Genomic DNA, 20,738 nt, shown 5'->3' on the forward strand with positions numbered 1-20,738 from the left:
TTTCCGCAAATTAATCATGCATTTTAGGCGAATTTTGAATGGCTTGGTGCATAGTGAACTCATCAAACGAGCAGGGAAAACCCGCCGCTCCGCAGGACTGAAAGCCGCTTCAAGATGGCCGGTGCCTTCGGAGGCCCGAAAGGGCGATGAACAGGGATACGGATAAACAACAGGCTTAAAACAGGGATCAAACCGATGGCACGCTTTGAAATGCTTCATTCCGAAATGGCCACCATGGGTGGCGAGGCCCGCGCCGAAACCTTTTGCGATATGGGACTGATGTATGCGACCGGCCGTGGTTGCGACATTGATCTGATTGCCGCACACAAATGGCTGAATATCGCAGCCATCCGGGGCTCCGACCGCGCCGCGGAACTGCGGGCTGATCTGGCCCATACGATGACCAAGATGCAGCTTGCACAGGCCCTGCGCGAAGCGCGTGAGTGGATGACCAAGCACTAAGACGGAGGACGGGCAGCGATTTCGAAGTTGTCCGATAGCACCCAAGGCCGCGACCGGCAGAAACAAGGCCGGCGCGGTTTTTCCGATTCGTGATGTTCAGAGCGTTTTGAGAACTTGAGGCAGGGCTGATTCCAGCAGGGCCATGTCTTCGGCGGTACCGGCACTGATGCGGATGCATCTGTTTAACGGTGCGACACCCGGCATACGAATGAAGACGCCATGCTCCAGCAGTCCGTCCACGATCCTTCGCGCATGATCACCATCGCTTCCGCAGTCGATCGCCACGAAATTCGTGGCTGACGCCAAGGGGAGAAGCCCATTGGTGCGGCCAATGGCACTGATTCGCTCACGGGAATCGGCGATGCGTTCAATCACCTGCTGAAGATAGACTTGATCCGTCAGAGCGGCGAGGGCCGCAGCGACGCTGACGCGCGACATTCCGAAGTGATTGCGAATCTTGTCAAAGCCTCGCGCATTCTCGGCGCTGGTGATGACATATCCCACGCGCGCGCCGGCCAGCCCATATGCCTTCGAGAATGTCCGAGTGCGCATGACATTCGGCTGGTCGATTAGCGAACCGATGTCCGGCTGCGTGCCTTGAGGTGCTGTCTCGCAATAGGCTTCATCGAGAATGAGCAGCGTGGTTTCCGGCAGTGCGCGAGCGAAACGCAGGACACTCTCAGCATCCCACCAGCTTCCCATTGGATTATCCGGATTGGCGAAATAGACCAGCGGTGCGTTTTCCTTGCGAACAAGGTCCAACAAGCCCTGCAGGTCCTCTTTGTCATTGAGATAGGGAGTGGTCAGCAGGCGTCCGCCATGGCCCACTACATGAAAATTGAACGTCGGATAGGCCCCGAGCGACGTGACGACCCCCATGCCGGGCTCAATCACCATGCGCACGATCTGTCCGAGAAGGGAATCAATTCCTTCGCCAACCGCAATATTCTCCGGCTTACAACCCAGGTGCGCGGCCAGCCCTGATTTCAGATCGAAATTTTCGGGGTCGGCATATTTCCAGGTATCCTCAGCTGCCGCGGCCATGGCGGCGAGAACGGAAGGGGCGGGGCCAAATCCATTCTCGTTGGCGCCGATGCGAGCGAGGACCGTTTGTTGGCGTCGTCGTTCAAGCGCTTCCGGCCCGACAAAAGGTACGGTTGAGGGCAGGCTTTCAAAGAGAGGTGTAAAGCGGGAGAAGGCTGGCATGACAAAGACATCCGGTAAGGTGAACCTGCCTCACCATAAGAGGCTTTGTCCAACAGACAAGCCAGCCCCCGCCGTTACCGTCCTGTTGCCGCCAGGGACAAACCACAAATGCTTTCAATGACTGGTGACGAAACTGAGCTTGATCACATGCATCAGGAATGCTGGATCGATCAGCATGTTAAAGCCGACCGAGAGTTTCTCCTCCTCGCGACGAATGATGGTGCAGCCGATTTCGTCGCGGATGCCCAAAATTTCCAGGAAGAAGTTTTTGGGAACATCAAGGCTCGGATTCACATCCAGCTCTGCTCCGTACAACGAAATCTTACGGACCAAACAACGGACGCTGGTCTTCGTGCTGAGATGATGGCCGACGAAAATAATCCGCCCCGGACGGTCGATCAGGAACTTTTCAAAGATCTGGTCGCGCGGAATGTCTTTGTGCGTGTCGTTCAGCAAGTTCAAGGGCATCACACCCTCCTGTGGCAGTTACGAAGACAGGCTATCAAACGTTCGCTGATGCATCCTGAAGGCGAAAAATAAAATTGGTTGAATAGGTAGATTTTCCTTCCGGATATTTGCCACACGGCATGTCGCGTTGACCTGTAAGGATCCGCTCGCTACCGCTGTGCTCAGGACGATGAATATAAGGAGAGGTTTTCATGGCGGAGAGGCTGGTCGTTGTGGGAGGAGGGCAGGCTGCCTTCTCACTTGTTTCTAAACTTCGCGCTCTGGGCGATTCCCGTTCGATCACCATTCTCAGTGTGGAAGATGTCGCGCCCTACCAGCGTCCGCCGCTCTCCAAGAAGTACCTCCTGGGCGGAATGGAATTCGAGCGCCTGCTGCTGCGTCCGGTCGACTGGTACGTCCAGAACAATATCGAACTGCGTCTTTCGACTTTTGTGGAAGAGATCGATCCTGCGGGTCAGTTCGTCCGCCTGCAGGACGGATCGAACATCGCCTATGATTATCTGGTACTTGCCACAGGCTCGACACCCCGCCGTTTGCCGTCCGCCATTGGAGGAGATCTGCGCGGCGTGCATGTCATGCGCGACAAGCGGGACGCGGACCTCTTGATGGACAAAATGAATGCGGGCCGGCGGCTGCTGGTGATCGGTGGTGGGTATATTGGACTCGAAGCGGCAGCGGTTGCCCGCCACAAGGGCATGGAAGTGACGCTGATCGAAATGGCAGACCGCATTCTCCAGCGAGTCGCGGCGCCTGAGACAGCGGAAATCATCCGCACGGTTCATCTCCAACATGGTGTGGTTATTAAGCAATCGACAGGTCTCGTACGTCTGACAGGCGAAAACGGTGTGCTGAGCGGTGCGGAGCTCTCCGATGGGACGAATCTTCACGTCGATCTTGCGATCGTGGGAATCGGTGTCGCACCCAATGACGAACTGGCGCGACGCGCTGGACTGAACGTTGCCAACGGCATTGTGGTTGACGAATTCGCGCGCACATCCGATTCACGCATCTTTGCCGTTGGTGATTGCGTCATGCTGCCTTGGCGTGGCGAGCTGGTGCGACTCGAATCGGTTCAAAATGCCGTTGATCAGGCCGAAGTGGTCGCAGCGAATCTCTCAGGCCAGAGTCTCACATATCAACCGAAGCCATGGTTCTGGTCAGATCAGTACGACGTCAAACTGCAGATCGCCGGTTTCAACAGGGGCTATGACGAGGTTTTGGTTCGCCCCGGTGCCCGCCAGGGCGCAATATCAGTCTGGTATTTCCGTGGTGGGCGGTTTGCGGCGGTGGATGCGATCAACGACGCAAAGGCCTATGTCACCGGAAAGAAGCTGCTTGATTCTGGAATCGAGCCGGATCGCGGTCTCCTTGCCGATCCTTCCAGCGATCTTAAGCAGCTGCTCTCCTTATAAATGCCGGTCGGAATCGCTCGGCAAAGCCGCACAAACGTAGCCAATTGTCGGGAATTCCGCGAAATATCGAGGCAAGGCTGCAAATTGGCCTTGCATTCAAAAGCCGACCGCAATAATCACGACCGCACCGGAGAGGTGGCCGAGTGGTCGAAGGCGCTCCCCTGCTAAGGGAGTATACGTCAAAAGCGTATCGAGGGTTCGAATCCCTTCCTCTCCGCCATGCTGCATCAGGCAGCTGGCGATTTCCCAAGCCTCAACATTGACAGAGACTCAGCAGCCAGGCGCATCTGTGTCCGGTCGCCGCGATTGCGCGTCTAACCTCCTGCAAAACAAGGCTTTCTTAACGATCGGTAAAAATTGAACGATCTGCCTCACGGGTTTGTGTCCTTTCAGCAACAGACGTTTGTGAAGCAGCTGTAGAGCTCTCGAATGGCTCAAGTTCGCGATTGCAAGCCAAAAGGTCTCTTGTATGTTCAGCGTCAGAAGCGAGGCGGTGGATCGTCTGTCTTCTGAAACCGACGGGGATGGGGCAGGGAATGCTGTCCTTCAGCCAAAGAACCCAGACCCATATGAAACTTGACTGGAGGTCAATATGAACATCAAGAGCCTTCTTCTCGGCTCGGCTGCTGCTCTCGCAGCAGTATCCGGCGCACAGGCTGCCGACGCAATCGTCGCAGCTGCTCCGGAGCCGGTAGAATACGTTCGCGTTTGCGACGCTTTCGGTAAGGGCTACTTCTACATCCCGGGTACCGAAACCTGCCTCAAGATCAGCGGCTACGTTCGTTTCCAGGCTGACTGGTCGAGCTTCAACCGTGGTCCTGGCATCAAGGACTTCGACTGGGATGCTCGTACGCGCGGTCTCGTAACCTTCAACGCTAAGTCGGACACCGAACTCGGCGCTCTGGGTTCCACGATCACGATCCGCACCTGGGCTAACGGCGACGGCACCCAGAACAGCCTCGACCTCGACGAAGCGTTCCTGACGCTCGGCGGCTTCCGCGCTGGCTACGGCTACAACTACTGGGACGCTGGTCTCTCTGGCGAAACCGACGACCTCGGCTCGAACCGCATCAACCAGATCGGCTACGAGTACACCGCTGGTTCGATCAAGGCTGGCCTGTTTGTTGATGAGCTGACCAAGGCTTACAGCCGTTCGGCTGCTGTCTTCAACGCTGGCACCTACGGCACCGGCGGCATGGGCGACAACGTTTCCAAGAACGTTGGTATCGAAGGTCAGATCTCTGGCGTATTTGGCCCGGTTAACGTTGCTCTTCTCGGCGGTTACGACATCGCTGCTGAAGAAGGCGCTGTTCGCCTCATGGGTACGGCTGCTATCGGTCCGGGCACGCTCGGCGCAGCAGTTGTTTACTCCTCTGGCGTAAACGCTTACTACGACAAGGCTGAGTGGACCACGGCAGTTGAATACGCTGTCAAGGTTACCGACAAGCTGACCCTGACGCCTGGCTTCCAGTACTGGTGGAACGTGAATGTCAACGCTGCTGGCGACTACACCAACGGCGACGCTTGGAAGGCTGGTCTGACTGTAGACTACGCAATCACCTCCGGCCTGACCGGCAAGGTTTCTGTACAGTACAGCGAATCTGACGCTGCTGGCGTAGCTGACAAGTGGGAAGGCTACTTCCGCCTTCAGCGCACGTTCTAATCTGATCTGATTATCTCGGCCCGGGTCATCCCCGGGCCGAGACGCTTCTGATAACCTCTGCTAATCGGTGGGGAATAAAATGAATATAAAAACTCTTCTCGTCACTTCTGCCGCAGCTTTCGCTGCCGTATCTTCCGCTCACGCTGCTGACGCGATCGTCGCTGCTGCACCTGAGCCTGTCGAATATGTGCGCGTCTGCGATGCATTTGGTACTGGCTATTTCTATATTCCCGGCACTGAGACCTGCCTGAAGATCAACGGTTACGTCCGTTTCCAGGCTGATTGGTCGAGCTTCAACCGCGGTCCTGGCATCAAGGACTTCGACTGGGATGCACGTACGCGCGGTCTCGTAACGTTCAACGCAAAGTCTGACACCGAGCTCGGCGCTCTGGCCTCGACGATCACGCTCCGTACCTGGGCGAATGGCGACGGCACCCAGAACAGCCTCGACCTCGACGAAGCATACCTGACCCTCGGCGGCTTCCGCGCTGGTTACGGCTACAACTACTGGGATAACGACCTCTCCGGCGAGACGGACGACCTTGGTTCGAACCGTATCAACCAGATCGGCTACGAGTATAAGAACGACTCGTTCTCCGCTGGTTTCTTCGTTGACGAACTGACGAAGACCTACAGCAACCTGTTCCCGGCTTGGTACACCGGCAACGACAATGTCGGGTTCGAAGGCCAGATTTCTGGTAAGTTCGGTCCGGTTGAAGCATTCCTGCTTGGTTCTTACGACGTCGCAGCTGAAAACGGCGCAGTTCGCCTGCTTGCAACTGCTGATGTTGGTCCCGGCACGTTCGGCATCGCTGGCATCTATTCGTCTGGCGCAAACGCCTATTACGACCTGTCGGAATGGACCGTTGCTGCTGAATATGCTGTAAAGGTCAACGACAAGCTCTCCGTAACGCCTGGCTTCCAGTACTGGTGGAACACTGGCGTGAACGGCAATGGCGATTTCACCAATGGTGATGCCTGGAAGGCTGGTATGACGGTTGATTACAAGATCACGTCTGGCCTGACGTCCAAGGTTAGCGTTCAGTATCAGGAAGGCGATGGCCAGGCTGATACGTGGAGCGGCTTCTTCCGCCTGCAGCGTACGTTCTAATTCAATCTCTCCAGATTGTTTGTTAAGGCCCGGCAATGCCGGGCCTTTTTCGTTTAGCCTACTCGTTGGTCGTTACCTGCGCATCAGGTGGGCATGCCAGGGCCTGAAGCGAGCTGGAACATTTCAACGCCACTTTCGCAGGTCGATTGCGATGTGAAGCCTCTATCTCCAGAGCGTGGAGAAATGCTCCAGAGACAGTGTGGTCAATGTGAAGAAGGTACTTATTCTACTGGGAGGAGGAATGCGGCAATGCGCTGCGGCAAATCATCCAGATGTAGAACAGGAGCGTGGCCTTGGCCGCGGGCTTCCACCGTCAAAAGACCGGGCCGGCGTCGATGCATTTCGTCGACAATGGCGGGCGTCAGCAGTTCTGAATTCTCACCCCGGATGACCATCAGGGGAACGTCCGGAAAGGTGTCAAACTTCTCCCACAAATCGGGCAGGGGGCCATCGAGCGCCATAGATGCAAAGCTTTCGGCGATGGCCGGATCGCAGTCTGCGCCCCAGCTACCATCTGACTCGCGATAGGTAGCGGTTGCATAATCGCGCCAATCGGTGTCCTCTAAGAGGGTAAACATGTCGCCGTGTATGAACTTCACATGGCGGACCGTATCCTCGAAGCTTCCAATGTCCGGCCTAGCTCCCAGATATCGCTGGATTTGCTTCAACCCTTCCAGTCCCAGTTCTGGGCCGACATCGTTGAAAATCACGCTGCCGATGATATCGGGCCGCAGACCGGCCAAGATATGGAGAATCAAACCACCTCGCGAGGTGCCGATAAACGCGGCACGCGCGATACTCAGCTGATTCAAAATCAGCAGGAGATCCAGGCATTCTTGAACCACATTGTAGCTTGTCTTGTCCTCGGCCCAATCGGATGTGCCACGGCCACGATAGTCAACTGCAATGACTCGACGCGGACGTTCCTTGTCCGCAGCCAGCCGCAATGCCAGCTGATGAAAGTCCTTTGCGTTGCGCGTCAAACCCGGCAGGCATACTACCGGCATGCATCGTAAATCGCCGGCATCGGCGGTCTGGTAGTCCCGAAAACCGAGCTTCAAGCCGTCTGCGGTTGTGATGAAATGCTGCTCAAACGTCACACCGGCTCCCCTTGCAAGACCGAGTTCTGAATGCGGAAGCTAGCGGCGCCCGAACCGTAGATCGTTTTCGATGTCGGCGCGCTGGCCGAGACGGGTCTTGTAGACCTGATAGTTTTCCATCACGCGCTGAACATAGTTCCGGGTTTCCGGGAACGGGATGCGCTCGATCCAGTCGACCACCTCGTTGATAGACTTGCCACGCGGGTCTCCGTAACGGGAAATCCATTCAGGCACGCGTTTGGGTCCCGCATTATAGGCGATGAAAGTGAGTATGTAGGATCCGTTGAAGCTGTCGATCTGCTCCCCCAAGTAATGGGCTCCGAGCGTCGCATTATAGGCGGGATCGCTGGTGAGTTTGGCAGGCGTAAATGCGAGGCCGTGGCGGCTGGCGACACCCTTTGCCGTTCCCGGCAAGAGCTGCAGCAAGCCGCGTGCATTGGCGGCCGAAACGGCTGCCGGGTTGAAGGCACTTTCCTGACGGGCGATGGCGTAGGCGAGGGCCTTCCCGGAGCCTTCAATATTGGCGCCGGCCGGAATGACGCCCACAGGGAAGGCGAGAGCCGCAACGTCAATGCCGCGCCCAAAGGCCGCTTTGCCGATTTGCAGTGAAAGCGCGTGATTGCGGTTTCGCTCTGCACGTGCCGCAAGGATAGCCAATTCCCCCGGGCTGTTCAAATCTTCGGCCAGAGCACGATAGATCGCATCAGCGCGCTCCGGGTGGCCAGCCGCATCAAGGCGATCGATTGCGCGTACCGCCTCGCGCCGCTCAAATGTTTCCCGGTCGGCTGCCGTTGGCGTCGGATAGGAGACATCCAGTGCTTTGATATCAAGTTTCGCGGCTGCAAGCTGGCCGTAAAATGTCGCAGAGTAGCGAGCGGCCTTGGCATAGTAGTCTGCCGCTCTGCCGGGGCCGCCTTCCTCCGCAGCGCGGCCCAGCCAATACAGGGCCCGGGATGCGGAAAGCGGGCGGTTCGACGCCTGCAGGATTTTTTCGAAATGCCGAGCGGCTGTGGAGGGATCATGCAGGGCACGCAGCGCCAGCCAGCCGGCATGGAATTCCGCGTCGACAATATCCGCAGCTTGCGTTGCCGTGTGGCCGGCGGCGACGCGATAAGCGTCCTTGAAGTCGCCCTGATCGGACAATCCACGTGCAATGATGCGCCGCTCGCTCCACCATTCGGTGCTGTTCACCAAGCGATTTGCTTCTCGCGGGGCGCGTTCCAGAAGCTTGGCCGCATCTTCATATCGGTCTTCATGGCGCAGATATTCAACCCGCGCAAAGATGTAGGCAGGGTCCTTCGCCCAGCTTGCAGCAGCGGCATCCAGAAGCTGAGATGCATTTTTCGCGCGCGCGGCAACGGCGCTCCAGGCCTTGTAGAGCGATTGCGCCTTGCCGAGGTCACCAAAGCGCTTGGCCTGGCTCACGCGACCGCGATACATCAGATAATCCATCCGCGCCTTGTGGTCCGCAGGCGTCAGGAGGGTGGAAAATTCGCGAAGAACGCGGTCTTCGATATCCTTGTCCAGGGCATAGCCGATCCAGAAAGGCCGCAGCGTGCTGGCAGCCTGTGCACTCTTCCCTGTGCTGACCAATGCGCGCGCCAGCACAATAGCGCCCTGAGGTGTTTCAGGCGCGGTATTGCCGAAAGCGGCGAGCACATCGCCAGGGGACGGATTTTCCTGATACAGCGCCCGCTCGGAATTGCCGCGCAGCTTGTTCAGTCCGGGCCAGCCGCGCAGTTCACGCTGTGCCGCTGCAATTTCGCTGGAGGGAACATCACGCAAGCCGGATGTTGCAATCGCCCAGGTGAGCAAATGCCTGTCCAGTGAACCCTGCGCCATTGCGTTGCGGATGGTCAAAGCCTTTAGCGCATCATTGCCGGACAACGCGTCGAGGCCCGCCTTCAATTGCGTCAGGGTGCCTTGGCGCTCCGAAGGGGAGGAGGTTTTGGGGATCGCGCCTGTAATGTCAGGCACCGGCATGGAGGCCTGTTGCATCTGCGGTGGGCGCATATAGGGAAGCGGCGGAACGCTATCGGATGCGGGCGCGCCAATGGAGGCGCTGCCGCTCAAGCAGAGACCAAGCCCGGCTAACAGGATCGACTTTTTCATCCGTGCACTCGTGATACCAAGACAGTTCCTATTAGCCGCCCGCACCCTTAACGAAATCTTACCATAGCGTATGTCACCGGAACTTTACCGCATCTTGATGTGCTGCAAAATCACGCATCTGATGCTTGTCGAGGCCATGCGGTCGCTTTATGGTGCGCGTGACATAATTCGGTAATACGGCCGAAGAATGAAGCTACGGCCGATCAGGAGTTCTTGCATGTTTCAGGGATCGATTCCCGCGCTCGTCACGCCGTTCACGGAGGAGGGGGCTGTCGACGAGAAGGCCTTCGCAGCCCATGTGGAATGGCAGATCCAGGAAGGCAGCACCGGTCTTGTACCTGTTGGTACCACTGGCGAAAGCCCGACCCTTTCCCATGACGAGCACAAACGGGTCATCGAGCTGTGCATCGAAGTGGCCGCAAAGCGCGTGCCTGTAATCGCTGGAGCGGGCTCCAACAACACGGTCGAGGCAATCGAACTGGCACAACATGCAGAGGCTGCAGGTGCCGATGCGCTTCTGGTGGTTACGCCCTATTACAACAAGCCCACCCAAAAAGGCCTTTACGCGCATTATGCGGCGATTGCGAAGGCGGTGAACCTGCCTATCGTCATCTACAATATCCCCGGCCGATCGGTCATCGACATGTCCCCGGAAACAATGGGGGCACTGGCCCGTGACTTCGACAACATCGTGGGTGTGAAGGATGCCACCGGCAAGGTTGAACGTGTCTCCGAACAGCGCCAGACCTGCGGCAAGGATTTCATCCAGCTCTCTGGTGAGGATGCGAGTGCGCTCGGGTTCAACGCGCATGGTGGAGTCGGATGCATCTCTGTCACTGCCAATGTAGCGCCGCGTCTCTGCGCCGAATTCCAGCAGGCAACGCTTGCAGGCAATTACGCCAAGGCGCTTGAATTTCAGGATCGCCTGATGCCGCTGCACAAGGCCATCTTCATCGAGCCTGGCCTCTGCGGCGCCAAGTACGCGCTTTCGCGCATCCGTGGCATGAGCCGTAGCGTTCGGTCTCCGCTTCTGCCGACACTGGAACCGGCAACGGAAGCCGCAATCGATGCTGCTTTGCGTCACGCCGGCCTGTTGAACTGAAGCGGGGCCCCCTCGGCTTCACATTCCGGGACGGTGTCACTACATAAGGCATACCGTCCCACCTCATTCCAGAAGCACGAGAACGGCCAATAGCATCCCATGGCACCCAAAGGCAGTCAGCGCATCGTCAAGAATATTGTCGCGGAAAACCGCAAGGCCCGCTTCAATTACGAGATCATCGATACCTATGAGGCCGGTCTCGTCCTCACGGGCACCGAGGTGAAATCCTTGCGCGAAGGTAAGGCCAATATCGCCGAATCCTATGCCTCCGACGAAGGGGATGAGATCTGGCTGATCAACTCGCATCTGCCGGAATATCTGCAGGCCAATCGCTTCAATCATGAGCCGCGCCGTCGGCGCAAGCTGCTGCTCAGCAAGCGGGAAATCGGTCGTCTCCGCGCTGGCATCAACCGCGAAGGCATGACGCTCGTTCCGTTGAAGATCTACTTCAACGAAAGAGGTCGAGCAAAGCTCGAGCTCGCGCTCGCCAAGGGCAAGAAGCTGCATGACAAGCGCGAGACGGAGAAGGAACGCGACTGGAACCGGCAGAAGAGCCGGCTGCTGAAGTCGGGCTGACGGCCAGGTAACGGACGCTCCTCAGCGTCCCCCCGTTCCCATCATCAGCATCAGGGCGAGCCTTCTCGCTTCCTGCAGTCTTGCATCCTGGCGCTCAGCCCGGGTGCGGCCTTCCGCAAACATATGCTCTTCGTTAAGGCTCAAGTCGCGAAGGCAATGCTCGTTGAGTTCATCCAGCCGATTGGTGTGCTTGCCGCGATAGCGCATGCGGGGCAGGATCGACGTGAGGCGACGCAGGCCACGAACCACCCCGGACAGGAGCGGTAAAATGGGGCTGGAAACGCTATCAGTGGCTCGGTCGATCGTGCGCATGGCTCTATCCTTTCGATGATGCACGAGAAAAGTCGCTCCGCGACCTGAGGTGCGGAGAGAGGCGAGGGGGTTGGAAGTTGAGGGGGTGGCGACGGCGGCAAACTGTCGCAATTCGACCTATGCGTCCAGAGAATGTTTTAAATGAATTCCATCATTGAAAATGATGTGAATCAACAAGGTGATGTGAAAGAGCGCTGCTCATGCCGCAACAGCCACTGTTTGCGCCAGAGGCCTCCGCCATAGCCGGTAAGGCTGCCGTCGGCACCAATAACGCGATGGCAGGGAATGATGATGGCGATCTGGTTGGCACCATTGGCACGTGCCACGGCACGAACGGCAGTGGGGCGCTGCAGATCCTGTGCGATTGCTGAATAGCTTTGACTGGTGCCTGCGGGGATCTCTTGCAACCTGCTCCATACGGAACGCTCGAAGGGCGTGCCGTGGTCGCCGATCCGAATCGAGAAGGCTGAAAGCGTGCCTTTGAAGTAGGCGGCAAGTTCCGCTTGAAGCTGCTCCGTGACTGAAGTGCGTCCCATGGGAATGCCACTGCGCAGTCGGGCTTGCAGCCTTTTCAACCCGGCGGGAAGCGCCGGTCGATCCGCAAATTCGAGAAGATGCAGAGCATTGCCGCAGGTGACGGCAAGCATCGGCCCGATAGGTGTATCGAGCCAATCCGCCTTCAACAGGCTCTGGTTCTTCACGCCCATCGGCGATGTTCCAATTAACTGGTTGATCGCATTCCGGAAGCCACTGCCGGAATCAAAACCGGCGTCCAGCTGCGCCTCGATGACCGGCGAACCCGCTTCAAGGGATGTGACAGCCTGCCCGAGCCGTCGCTGGCGTGCCAGGTCCAGAAAGCTCATGCCAAAACGTCGCTTGAAGGCGCGGCGGACGGTGGAGGGATCATGGCCGAGGCTGATCAGCCTCTCTTGGCTCCAGCGGGTTCCGGGATCTGCCTCCAAAGCCTCAAGTAGTGTGGTCACGACAGGGTCACCTGCACCGTAACGTAGCATCGGCGTGCAACGTTTGCAGGGCCGAAACCCTTCGTTCAGGCATTCGGCAATTGTTGTACGAAAGCGGCAATTTTCCCGTCGCGGCTTGCGCGCTGGGCACGTGAAGCGGCAGAAGATGCGCGTCGAGGTGACGCAGACATAGGCAAAGCCATCATAGCCCGCGTCACGGTCCAGAAGCGCTTGATAGAGAGTTTCGTCGGAGAAGCGTTCGGTCAGCATGGCGAGACCTTACAACGCTGAGAGAGCTCATGACGCCGAAAAACGGGCGTCAATTTCGAGGCTAAGTGGATCGGGCCGGTATTCCAGTGTCCCGGCCCAATTCGAAATTCCTTAAACGTCCTGCGACTCCGGAGCGGGTTCTACAGCCCGCTGGACTCGCTCTGATGGGTCGCGACCGATTTCAGCCTTCAGCGATACCAGGTCGATGAAGTGGTCGGCCTGGCGGCGCAGATCATCGGCAATCATCGGCGGTTGCGTTGCCATCGTTGAAACCACGGACACCTTGCGGCCCTTCCGCTGAAGCGCTTCCACCAGCGTAGTGAAGTCGCCATCGCCGGAGAACAGGACCAGATGATCGACCGTCTCCGACTGTTCCATAGCATCGATGGCCAGTTCAATGTCCATATTGCCCTTCACCTTCCGACGCCCCATGGAGTCGGTAAACTCCTTGGCCGGCTTGGTGATGACTTTATATCCGTTGTAATCGAGCCAGTCGATCAAGGGGCGGATCGACGAGTATTCCTGATCTTCGATCAAAGCGGTGTAGTAATAGGCACGCAGAAGGTAGCCTCGCTTCTGAAAAGCCTTCAGGAGCTTTCTATAATCGATGTCGAATCCGAGGCTTTTGGACGCGGCATAGAGATTGGCACCGTCAATAAACAGCGCAATCTTTTCCCTTGGGTCGAACATTTATCCTCCACTCCCTTCACGCAAATTTTATGCTAGCGCAAATTCCTGTTCCCACCATCAGGGCTGTTTGGCGGGCTAATGAACAAGGCCATACATTATTGAATATGCATATAATAGTGCAATACGCTACGATTCGCCACAATCCAAGCAGCTTTTGATTGAAATTGCGGGGAATTTTCGTCGGGCTCCCGGAATCGCCATCATGCGTAGGAAAAACTTGAAATATGGTCGTAATGCTAGTATCGCGATATCAATCCCAGAAATGCTGATCGCAAAGGACAGGCAATGGCCCGTGTCACGGTAGAAGATTGCATCGATAAAGTCGATAACCGTTTTGAGCTGGTGCTGCTCGCAAGCCACCGCGCCCGCCAGATTTCGCAAGGCGCATCGATCACGGTTGATCGCGACAACGACAAGAACCCGGTCGTCGCGCTGCGCGAAATCGCTGACGAGACACTGTCTCCCGACGATTTGAAGGAGGATCTGATCCACTCGCTGCAAAAGCATGTGGAAGTGGATGAGCCTGAGCCCGATCCGTCCAGCCTCATTTCCGCCAATACCGGCGTTGCTGCTGGTGTTGATCGTGATGCCGAGGAAGACGACCTGCCGGAAACGCTGAACTTCGACCAGATGTCGGAAGAAGAGCTTTTGGCTGGTATTGAGGGTCTGGTGCCCCCGGAGAAGAGTGACGACTACTGACGATACCATTCGTCAATCCTGTCACCCTAATCTCCTTGCGTTAACGGTTCTGGCTGCGCCAATCTCGATGGATTGGCGCGCCTTTTTCTTTTTTGATGTATTGCGAGGATCTTCGGTAGCATGATGCGGCAATATGAGCTCGTCGAGCGGGTGCAAAAGTACAAGCCCGACGCGAATGAAGCTCTACTCAACAAAGCCTATGTCTATGCGATGCAAAAGCATGGACAGCAGAAGCGTGCGAGTGGTGACCCCTATATTTCGCATCCGCTGGAAGTCGCGGCGATTCTGACCGACATGCATCTGGATGAATCCACGATTGCCGTCGCTCTGTTGCATGACACGATCGAAGATACGACAGCCACCCGCGCCGAAATTGACGAACTCTTCGGTGAAGACATTGGTCGCCTTGTCGAGGGCCTGACCAAGCTGAAGCGTCTAGACCTCGTTTCCAAGAAAGCGAAGCAGGCCGAAAACCTCCGCAAGCTGCTTTTGGCTATCTCCGATGACGTGCGCGTCCTGCTCGTCAAGCTGGCAGATCGCCTGCACAACATGCGTACGCTCGAGCATATGCGCGATGACAAGCGTGCCCGCATCTCCGAAGAAACGATGGAAATCTATGCACCGCTTGCCGGTCGCATGGGTATGCAGGATATGCGCGACGAGTTGGAGGATCTTTCCTTCCGCTACCTGAACCCGGAAGCCTACGAGACCGTCACCCAGCGTTTGGCCGAGCTTTCTGCGCGCAACGAAGGTCTGATCAAGAAGATCGAAGACGAACTGCGTGACCTCCTGATCGCCAATGGTCTCCTGAATGCTTACGTCAAGGGGCGCCAGAAGAAGCCGTATTCCGTCTTCCGCAAGATGCAGTCGAAGTCGCTGTCCTTCGAGCAGCTGTCGGATGTCTATGGCTTCCGCATCCTGGTGGATGATATTCCCGCCTGCTATCGCGCGCTCGGCATCGTGCACACGCGCTGGCGGGTCGTGCCCGGCCGATTCAAGGATTACATTTCGACGCCGAAGCAGAACGATTATCGTTCCATCCATACCACGATCGTCGGTCCGTCACGCCAGCGTATCGAACTGCAGATCCGCACGCGCCGCATGCATGAGATTGCCGAGTTCGGTATTGCCGCCCACAGTCTCTACAAGGACGGCGAGAATGCCGAGGGTGGTGACCGTCTACCAAAGGAATCCAACGCCTATTCCTGGCTTCGCCATACGATCGAAGCGCTGGCGGAAGGCGACAATCCGGAGGAATTCCTGGAGCATACCAAGCTGGAACTGTTCCAGGACCAGGTGTTCTGCTTCACGCCCAAGGGCAAATTGATTGCGCTGCCGCGCGGCGCGACCCCGATCGACTTTGCCTATGCGGTCCACACCAATATCGGTGATACCTGCGTTGGCGCCAAGATTAATGGTCGGATCATGCCGCTGGTGACGCGGTTGAACAATGGTGATGAAGTTGAGATCATCCGCTCGGGCGTGCAGGTGCCGCCGGCAGCGTGGGAAGAGATCGTCGTCACCGGCAAGGCGCGTGCCGCGATTCGACGCGCCACCCGCATGGCGATCCGCAAGCAATATGCAGGGCTGGGATACCGCATATTGGAACGCACCTTCGAGCGCGCCGGCAAGACCTTCTCCCGTGAAATCCTGAAGCCTGTTCTGCATCGCCTTGGTCATAAGGAAGTCGAGGATGCGATTGCCTCCGTCGGTCGCGGTGAGCTATCCTCTCTGGATGTGATGCGTGCCGTCTATCCGGATTACAAGGATGAACGCACCACCGTGAAACCGGCTGCCGATCAGGGGTGGTTCAATATGCCGAGTGCATCGGGCATGGCCTTCCGCCTGCCAGACGGCAAGCGAACCGCGACGGAAGCCGCCAAGGCGGCAGAGGATGCCAATTCAGCCGATCACCTGCCGATCCGCGGCCTTGCCAGCAATGTGGAGGTGCGTTTTGCGCCGGCAGGCGCTGTGCCGGGAGATCGCATTGTCGGGATCATGGAAGAGGGGAAGGGGCTGACCATCTACCCGATCCAGTCTTCTGCGTTGCAGCATTTTGATGATCAACCCGAGCGGTGGATCGATGTGCGATGGGATCTGGACGAAGCAAACAGATCGCGCTTTCCTGCAAAGCTTGCGCTCAACACGTTGAACGAGCCAGGCACTCTTGCATCCGTCTGCAAGACGACGGCCGATTTGGACATCAATATCAAGACGCTGCACATGGTCGGAAACGCGGCCTCGGATTTCTCCGACATCGCGGTAGAAGTGGAAGTTTGGGATCTGCGACATCTGACGCAATTGCTGTCGCAGCTGAAGGAACTGGACTGCGTGTCTACTGTCAAACGTGTCTATGATTGAGGCAATAGGCAGTGGGTCGCTGCGTTAGGTATGCGTAGAGTGCAATGCTGGCACGGCGGGCTAGCGTTGGTCGATTTCGTTGGGATGGCGTATATATTGTGCATCGCAACAAGAGGAACAAGACAATGTTCAAGCCGCTTCGCAAGCTCGCACGCAGCCTCCGCGCTCCGACCGTTCAGGAACGTGAAATGGCATATCTGAATGAATCGAACGACGCCATTGAGCTGGAATATCGTATGCGCCAGATCGACCGTGGCATGTTCCGCAAGGCCATCTAAGTTCCACCTCGACCTAATCACGATTGCGCCCGAATTGGGCGCTGTATGGGACGCGGTGTACCGCGTTCGACCGTGAGGAGGTCAAAAATGAAAGCTCCCCGCCGGAGCATGACATCAAGATTTTGGCGCATGTTCCGTTACGCCAAGATTAGAACCGTACGGGTCGCGGGTTCGCCTCATGCGGTTGCCGCCGGATTGACGGCTGGCTTCGTCGTTGCCTGGACTCCATTTCCGGGCGTTCACCTGTTGATGGGCCTGGCGCTTGCTTGGCTCGTGCGCGGAAGTCTTGTCGCTGCCGCCATCGGGACGACGTTCAGTAACCCTCTCACCATTCCCTTTATTCTGCCGCTCACCTGGGAAGTCGGTCATGTGCTCCTTGGGCGCGATACGTCCGGGCCCGCGCCGATCACCGAAGTCTTGCGTAGCCTGGAAGGCTTTCATGTGCTGGAGCTGTGGAAGCCAGTCCTTCAGCCAATGCTGCTCGGTGCGCTTCCTCTCATGATCGTGACTGGACCTTGCTGCTATCTCCTCGCTTTTCTGGCGATCAGGCGTTATCGCGCCGCCCGTCGTGAGCGCCTTGCCCTGCGGTAAGGCTTTCGGCATGAGCATAATGAATTTACCAGCGCAGCAGCCCAGAGGCATATGGGTTCAAGAGGATTTCGATGATCATCGGCATGGGCAGTGACCTGATAGATATCCGGCGGGTGGAAAAATCGATCGAACGCTTTGGCGAGCGCTTCACCCATCGCTGCTTTACCGAGATCGAACGCAGAAAGTCCGATGGACGCAAGACCCGCGCCGCATCTTACGCCAAGCGCTTTGCGGCCAAGGAGGCTTGCTCCAAGGCGTTGGGAACGGGTATCGCGCAAGGCGTGTTCTGGCGGGACATGGGCGTCGTAAACCTACCGGGCGGCAAACCGACCATGGTCTTGACCGGCGGCGCGGCAGACCATCTGGATGCCCTGCTTCCAGCCGGACACGAGGCGGTGATTCACCTTACCATTACCGATGAATTTCCTTACGCGCAGGCGTTTGTGGTGATCGAGGCGCGTCCGCGTGTCGCGGCTTCGGGCGCAGGGACCGATTGAGCCATTGCCCGGTCAGGCTTAAGCGGTTAGAGACATTCCCAAAGACTGGAAACGAAAGACGTGCAAGTGTCGCAAAACATCGAAAAGAAGCAGAACGCCCTCTGGGAAAACATCAAGGTCATCATCCAGGCGCTTCTGCTGGCGATGATCATCCGCACGGTTCTCTTCCAGCCCTTTACCATTCCATCCGGCTCGATGATGCCGACGCTGTTGGTGGGCGACTACATCTTCGTCAACAAGTTCGCCTACGGCTATTCCAAGTATTCCCTGCCGTTCTCGCCGAACCTGTTTTCCGGCCGCATTCTCGCCAGTGATCCAAAGCGTGGCGACGTTATCGTCTTCCGTCTGCCGACCGATCCGGAAGTTGACTACATCAAGCGCCTTGTCGGTCTTCCCGGCGATCGCATCCAGATGATCAACGGCGTTCTGCAGATCAATGGCCAGCCTGTTCCGAAACAGGCCGATGGTACCTTCACTTCGGACTACCGTCTGGATCCTGGTGCCGATGTTCCGGTCTTCCGCGAAACCTTGGATAACGGCGTAACCTATGACACGCTCGACCAGTCGCCCAATTCACGCGGTGATAATACGCGCGAGTTCGTGGTGCCGCCGGGTCATTACTTCTTTATGGGCGACAACCGCGACAACTCGCTCGATAGCCGCTTCGATGTGGGTTATGTGCCGGCTGAGAATCTGGTGGGCCGTGCCAGCGTGATCTTCTTCTCGCTCGGTAACGATACCTCCTTCCGTGAATTCTGGAAGTGGCCGACCAACATGCGTTGGGATCGTCTGTTCAAGGTGGTTCGTTGATGAAGGCTCCGTCGCTTTCCGGTGATGAACGTGCGAGGCTGGAAACAGCTATCGGGCATGCGTTTGCCGACAAGCAATGGCTCGACCGAGCGCTGACCCACGCCAGCACGGGCGGCGCCAAGGTTGCCAATTACGAACGCCTGGAATTCCTCGGCGACCGGGTGCTCGGGCTTTGCGTGGCGGAGCTGTTGTTCACCACATTCCGTAATGCAACGGAAGGCGAACTTTCTGTGCGACTGAACCAGTTGGTCAGCGCCGAAAGCTGTGCCAGCGTGGCGGATGAACTCGGCCTGCATCAGTTCATTCGCACCGGTTCCGACGTGAAAAAGCTGACGGGCAAGCGCATGATGAATGTGCGCGCCGATGTGGTGGAAAGCCTGATTGCCGCGCTTTACCTCGATGGGGGGCTAGAGGTCGCACGCGGTTTCATTCTGCGTCATTGGGAAAAGCGTGCCACCAAGGCCGACGCTGCTAGACGCGATGCCAAGACGGAGCTGCAGGAGTGGGCCCATGCCCGCTTTGCCACCACGCCTTCCTACCGCGTTGACGATCGCAGCGGACCGGATCATGATCCGCGCTTCACGGTGACCGTTGAGATTGATGGCATAGCCCCGGAAACGGGTGTGGAACGCTCCAAACGCGCCGCCGAACAGGTGGCTGCAACCAAGATGCTCGAACGCGAAGGCGTCTGGCAGAAAACCGACGCTGAAGGTTGAACACAATGACAGAAGAAGCAATGCCTGAAGGCACGCAGGATGATGCGGGCCTCGCGACTCGATCCGGTTTTGTCGCCCTGATCGGTGCTACCAATGCCGGCAAGTCCACGCTCGTCAACCGGCTCGTCGGCGCCAAGGTGTCCATCGTCAGCCACAAGGTGCAGACGACGCGCGCCATCGTGCGCGGCATTGCGATCCACGAGAATGCCCAGATCGTGTTCATGGACACGCCCGGTATCTTCAAGCCGCGCCGCCGGCTTGATCGTGCAATGGTCACCAGCGCCTGGGGCGGTGCCAAGGATGCCGACCTGATCATGTTGCTGATCGACAGCGAACGCGGTCTGCGCGGCGATGCGGAAGCCATTCTGGAAGGGCTGAAGGAAGTTCACCAGCCGAAGATCCTGGTGCTGAACAAGATCGACCGGGTTAAGCCAGAGGATCTTCTGGCACTCGCCGCCAAGGCGAATGAGGTCATTCAGTTCGAAAGCACTTTCATGATCTCGGCCACGACGGGCTCCGGCTGCGACGATCTGCTTGGCTATCTGTCGAATAGACTGCCCGAAGGGCCCTGGTACTATCCGGAAGACCAGATCTCCGATCTTCCGATGCGGCAGCTGGCCGCTGAAATCACCCGCGAGAAGCTTTTCCTGCGGCTCCACCAGGAGCTTCCCTATTCCTCTCACGTCGAGACGGAAAAGTGGGAAGAGCGCAAGGATGGCTCGGTGCGCATTGAGCAGGTGATCTACGTGGAGCGCGATAGCCAGAAGAAGATCGCGCTCGGTAAGAACGGTGAGGCGATCAAGGCAATCTCGACCGCCTCCCGCAAAGAGCTTTCGGAAATTCTGGAACAGCCCGTGCACCTGTTTCTGTTCGTGAAGGTTCGCGAAAACTGGGGTGACGACCCGGAACGCTTCCGTCAGATGGGGCTGGAATTCCCGCGCGGCTGATCTGATTATTTCTGGCGATCCATCAGCGCTTTCACTTCTTCAAAGCGACGCTTGCGATCGCCGTCCTGCTCGTCCGAGGAATAGCATGTGTTGGAAATGCAGAAGCGCTTGAGCTGGAAAGGCGCCTGCGCCTTGCTGAATTCGCAGTCGATCTCGTTGTTGAAGTCCGTCGGTTCCGGGTTCTGCCGGGTGGAATAGGTCAGGCGCGCGCCGGGCGGATCAAGTTCGGGAAAGGACTGCACCACGCCGGTCTTCAGTGTCGGAGATAGAAGGAAGTGTTTGGCAACCGCGACGCAGGCCTGTTCAATTCCGGGAGACTGAGCATAGGCAGGGACGGTCGCGGGCAGGGCGGTCAAAAGGCTGGCGGCAAGGAGAGCGTAACGCATAGTGGCT

At 57.5% G+C, this 20,738-nt stretch carries 22 protein-coding genes and 1 tRNA gene; 15 read left to right on the plus strand and 8 right to left on the minus strand.

Annotated elements, in window-relative coordinates:
• Positions 1-195: 195 nt before the first annotated feature.
• Positions 196-462, plus strand: a complete 267-nt coding sequence (locus Q2T52_RS05815; RefSeq protein ID WP_302075710.1) for an SEL1-like repeat protein — start codon at positions 196-198, stop codon at positions 460-462.
• A gap of 96 nt (positions 463-558) precedes the next feature.
• On the opposite strand, the gene Q2T52_RS05820 is transcribed toward Q2T52_RS05815, so the two are convergent.
• Together Q2T52_RS05820 and Q2T52_RS05825 are read right to left on the minus strand one after the other, a co-directional pair.
• Positions 559-1,668 (minus strand): pyridoxal phosphate-dependent aminotransferase, encoded by a 1,110-nt coding sequence (locus tag Q2T52_RS05820; protein ID WP_302075711.1) that lies wholly within the window; start codon positions 1,666-1,668, stop codon positions 559-561.
• 114 nt (positions 1,669-1,782) lie between these two features.
• Positions 1,783-2,136: a hypothetical protein gene (locus Q2T52_RS05825; RefSeq protein ID WP_302075712.1), complete on the minus strand. Its 354-nt coding sequence runs from the start codon at positions 2,134-2,136 to the stop codon at positions 1,783-1,785.
• Positions 2,137-2,327: 191 nt separating this feature from the next.
• On the opposite strand from Q2T52_RS05825, the gene Q2T52_RS05830 reads away from it, so the two are divergent.
• The 4 genes from Q2T52_RS05830 to Q2T52_RS05845 all read left to right on the plus strand — a co-directional run bounded on the left by Q2T52_RS05830 (position 2,328) and on the right by Q2T52_RS05845 (position 6,322).
• Positions 2,328-3,548 carry an NAD(P)/FAD-dependent oxidoreductase gene (locus Q2T52_RS05830; RefSeq protein ID WP_302075713.1) on the plus strand — a complete coding sequence of 407 codons (1,221 nt, stop codon included), beginning with the start codon at positions 2,328-2,330 and terminating at the stop codon, positions 3,546-3,548.
• Between the two features lie 129 nt (positions 3,549-3,677).
• Positions 3,678-3,768, plus strand: a tRNA-Ser gene (locus tag Q2T52_RS05835).
• 372 nt (positions 3,769-4,140) lie between these two features.
• Positions 4,141-5,211 carry a porin gene (locus Q2T52_RS05840; protein WP_302075714.1) on the plus strand — a complete coding sequence of 357 codons (1,071 nt, stop codon included), beginning with the start codon at positions 4,141-4,143 and terminating at the stop codon, positions 5,209-5,211.
• A 79-nt stretch (positions 5,212-5,290) separates the two neighbouring features.
• Positions 5,291-6,322 (plus strand): porin, encoded by a 1,032-nt coding sequence (locus Q2T52_RS05845; RefSeq protein ID WP_302075715.1) that lies wholly within the window; start codon positions 5,291-5,293, stop codon positions 6,320-6,322.
• A gap of 221 nt (positions 6,323-6,543) precedes the next feature.
• Here the strand turns inward: Q2T52_RS05845 and Q2T52_RS05850 are convergent, their stop codons facing one another.
• Both Q2T52_RS05850 and Q2T52_RS05855 read right to left on the minus strand, forming a co-directional pair.
• A complete protein-coding gene (locus Q2T52_RS05850; RefSeq protein ID WP_302075716.1) occupies positions 6,544-7,422 on the minus strand; it encodes an alpha/beta fold hydrolase in 879 nt (292 codons plus the stop codon).
• Positions 7,423-7,461: 39 nt separating this feature from the next.
• Complete coding sequence (locus tag Q2T52_RS05855) at positions 7,462-9,534, minus strand: lytic transglycosylase domain-containing protein (protein ID WP_302075717.1); 2,073 nt, start codon at positions 9,532-9,534, stop codon at positions 7,462-7,464.
• 217 nt (positions 9,535-9,751) lie between these two features.
• Here Q2T52_RS05855 and dapA point away from each other — a divergent pair, with 217 nt between their 5' ends.
• The gene (gene dapA / locus Q2T52_RS05860; RefSeq protein WP_302075718.1) at positions 9,752-10,636 is read left to right on the plus strand and encodes a 4-hydroxy-tetrahydrodipicolinate synthase; all 885 of its coding nucleotides are present in this window, start codon (positions 9,752-9,754) and stop codon (positions 10,634-10,636) included.
• Positions 10,637-10,735: 99 nt separating this feature from the next.
• On the plus strand, positions 10,736-11,212 hold the full coding sequence (gene smpB, locus Q2T52_RS05865; protein ID WP_302075719.1) for an SsrA-binding protein SmpB: 477 nt from the start codon (positions 10,736-10,738) through the stop codon (positions 11,210-11,212).
• Positions 11,213-11,233: 21 nt separating this feature from the next.
• Here the strand turns inward: smpB and Q2T52_RS05870 are convergent, their stop codons facing one another.
• The 3 genes from Q2T52_RS05870 to Q2T52_RS05880 form a co-directional block, all read right to left on the minus strand.
• Positions 11,234-11,524, minus strand: coding sequence for a hypothetical protein (locus Q2T52_RS05870; protein ID WP_302075720.1), 291 nt, complete (start codon positions 11,522-11,524; stop codon positions 11,234-11,236).
• A 170-nt stretch (positions 11,525-11,694) separates the two neighbouring features.
• Positions 11,695-12,756, minus strand: a complete 1,062-nt coding sequence (locus Q2T52_RS05875) for a bifunctional transcriptional activator/DNA repair enzyme AdaA (protein WP_302075721.1) — start codon at positions 12,754-12,756, stop codon at positions 11,695-11,697.
• Between the two features lie 111 nt (positions 12,757-12,867).
• Positions 12,868-13,446, minus strand: coding sequence for a LabA-like NYN domain-containing protein (locus Q2T52_RS05880; RefSeq protein WP_302075722.1), 579 nt, complete (start codon positions 13,444-13,446; stop codon positions 12,868-12,870).
• 285 nt (positions 13,447-13,731) lie between these two features.
• On the opposite strand from Q2T52_RS05880, the gene rpoZ reads away from it, so the two are divergent.
• The 8 genes from rpoZ (at position 13,732) to era (ending at position 20,345) form a co-directional block, all read left to right on the plus strand.
• Positions 13,732-14,145: a DNA-directed RNA polymerase subunit omega gene (gene rpoZ / locus Q2T52_RS05885; protein WP_302075723.1), complete on the plus strand. Its 414-nt coding sequence runs from the start codon at positions 13,732-13,734 to the stop codon at positions 14,143-14,145.
• Between the two features lie 120 nt (positions 14,146-14,265).
• Entirely contained in the window at positions 14,266-16,506 is a 2,241-nt protein-coding gene (locus Q2T52_RS05890) for a RelA/SpoT family protein (RefSeq protein ID WP_302075724.1), read from the plus strand.
• 125 nt (positions 16,507-16,631) lie between these two features.
• A complete protein-coding gene (locus tag Q2T52_RS05895) occupies positions 16,632-16,784 on the plus strand; it encodes a DUF3563 family protein (protein ID WP_302075725.1) in 153 nt (50 codons plus the stop codon).
• Between the two features lie 129 nt (positions 16,785-16,913).
• The gene (locus Q2T52_RS05900; RefSeq protein ID WP_302075726.1) at positions 16,914-17,375 is read left to right on the plus strand and encodes a DUF2062 domain-containing protein; all 462 of its coding nucleotides are present in this window, start codon (positions 16,914-16,916) and stop codon (positions 17,373-17,375) included.
• Between the two features lie 71 nt (positions 17,376-17,446).
• Complete coding sequence (gene acpS, locus Q2T52_RS05905; protein WP_302075727.1) at positions 17,447-17,872, plus strand: holo-ACP synthase; 426 nt, start codon at positions 17,447-17,449, stop codon at positions 17,870-17,872.
• Between the two features lie 66 nt (positions 17,873-17,938).
• On the plus strand, positions 17,939-18,682 hold the full coding sequence (lepB, locus tag Q2T52_RS05910; RefSeq protein ID WP_302076048.1) for a signal peptidase I: 744 nt from the start codon (positions 17,939-17,941) through the stop codon (positions 18,680-18,682).
• Complete coding sequence (gene rnc / locus Q2T52_RS05915) at positions 18,682-19,398, plus strand: ribonuclease III (RefSeq protein ID WP_302075728.1); 717 nt, start codon at positions 18,682-18,684, stop codon at positions 19,396-19,398. Before lepB ends, rnc begins: the two co-directional genes overlap by 1 nt.
• A 5-nt stretch (positions 19,399-19,403) precedes the next feature.
• The gene (era, locus tag Q2T52_RS05920; protein WP_302075729.1) at positions 19,404-20,345 is read left to right on the plus strand and encodes a GTPase Era; all 942 of its coding nucleotides are present in this window, start codon (positions 19,404-19,406) and stop codon (positions 20,343-20,345) included.
• Positions 20,346-20,350: 5 nt separating this feature from the next.
• On the opposite strand, the gene Q2T52_RS05925 is transcribed toward era, so the two are convergent.
• A complete protein-coding gene (locus Q2T52_RS05925; RefSeq protein ID WP_302075730.1) occupies positions 20,351-20,731 on the minus strand; it encodes a hypothetical protein in 381 nt (126 codons plus the stop codon).
• Positions 20,732-20,738: the final 7 nt, after the last annotated feature.

This window comes from Rhizobium oryzicola, from assembly GCF_030504645.1.
Lineage (GTDB): Bacteria > Pseudomonadota > Alphaproteobacteria > Rhizobiales > Rhizobiaceae > Neorhizobium > Neorhizobium oryzicola.

What these genes read in the sequence shown, in the direction of transcription:
- Q2T52_RS05815 (WP_302075710.1), top strand. Translation starts at nt 196, where the DNA reads ATGGCACGCTTTGAAATGCTTCATTCCGAAATGGCCACCATGGGTGGC.
- Q2T52_RS05820 (WP_302075711.1), bottom strand. Translation starts at nt 1,668, where the DNA reads ATGCCAGCCTTCTCCCGCTTTACACCTCTCTTTGAAAGCCTGCCCTCA.
- Q2T52_RS05825 (WP_302075712.1), bottom strand. Translation starts at nt 2,136, where the DNA reads ATGCCCTTGAACTTGCTGAACGACACGCACAAAGACATTCCGCGCGAC.
- Q2T52_RS05830 (WP_302075713.1), top strand. Translation starts at nt 2,328, where the DNA reads ATGGCGGAGAGGCTGGTCGTTGTGGGAGGAGGGCAGGCTGCCTTCTCA.
- Q2T52_RS05840 (WP_302075714.1), top strand. Translation starts at nt 4,141, where the DNA reads ATGAACATCAAGAGCCTTCTTCTCGGCTCGGCTGCTGCTCTCGCAGCA.
- Q2T52_RS05845 (WP_302075715.1), top strand. Translation starts at nt 5,291, where the DNA reads ATGAATATAAAAACTCTTCTCGTCACTTCTGCCGCAGCTTTCGCTGCC.
- Q2T52_RS05855 (WP_302075717.1), bottom strand. Translation starts at nt 9,534, where the DNA reads ATGAAAAAGTCGATCCTGTTAGCCGGGCTTGGTCTCTGCTTGAGCGGC.
- dapA (WP_302075718.1), top strand. Translation starts at nt 9,752, where the DNA reads ATGTTTCAGGGATCGATTCCCGCGCTCGTCACGCCGTTCACGGAGGAG.
- smpB (WP_302075719.1), top strand. Translation starts at nt 10,736, where the DNA reads ATGGCACCCAAAGGCAGTCAGCGCATCGTCAAGAATATTGTCGCGGAA.
- Q2T52_RS05870 (WP_302075720.1), bottom strand. Translation starts at nt 11,524, where the DNA reads ATGCGCACGATCGACCGAGCCACTGATAGCGTTTCCAGCCCCATTTTA.
- Q2T52_RS05875 (WP_302075721.1), bottom strand. Translation starts at nt 12,756, where the DNA reads ATGCTGACCGAACGCTTCTCCGACGAAACTCTCTATCAAGCGCTTCTG.
- Q2T52_RS05880 (WP_302075722.1), bottom strand. Translation starts at nt 13,446, where the DNA reads ATGTTCGACCCAAGGGAAAAGATTGCGCTGTTTATTGACGGTGCCAAT.
- rpoZ (WP_302075723.1), top strand. Translation starts at nt 13,732, where the DNA reads ATGGCCCGTGTCACGGTAGAAGATTGCATCGATAAAGTCGATAACCGT.
- Q2T52_RS05890 (WP_302075724.1), top strand. Translation starts at nt 14,266, where the DNA reads ATGATGCGGCAATATGAGCTCGTCGAGCGGGTGCAAAAGTACAAGCCC.
- Q2T52_RS05895 (WP_302075725.1), top strand. Translation starts at nt 16,632, where the DNA reads ATGTTCAAGCCGCTTCGCAAGCTCGCACGCAGCCTCCGCGCTCCGACC.
- Q2T52_RS05900 (WP_302075726.1), top strand. Translation starts at nt 16,914, where the DNA reads ATGTTCCGTTACGCCAAGATTAGAACCGTACGGGTCGCGGGTTCGCCT.
- acpS (WP_302075727.1), top strand. Translation starts at nt 17,447, where the DNA reads ATGATCATCGGCATGGGCAGTGACCTGATAGATATCCGGCGGGTGGAA.
- rnc (WP_302075728.1), top strand. Translation starts at nt 18,682, where the DNA reads ATGAAGGCTCCGTCGCTTTCCGGTGATGAACGTGCGAGGCTGGAAACA.
- era (WP_302075729.1), top strand. Translation starts at nt 19,404, where the DNA reads ATGACAGAAGAAGCAATGCCTGAAGGCACGCAGGATGATGCGGGCCTC.
- Q2T52_RS05925 (WP_302075730.1), bottom strand. Translation starts at nt 20,731, where the DNA reads ATGCGTTACGCTCTCCTTGCCGCCAGCCTTTTGACCGCCCTGCCCGCG.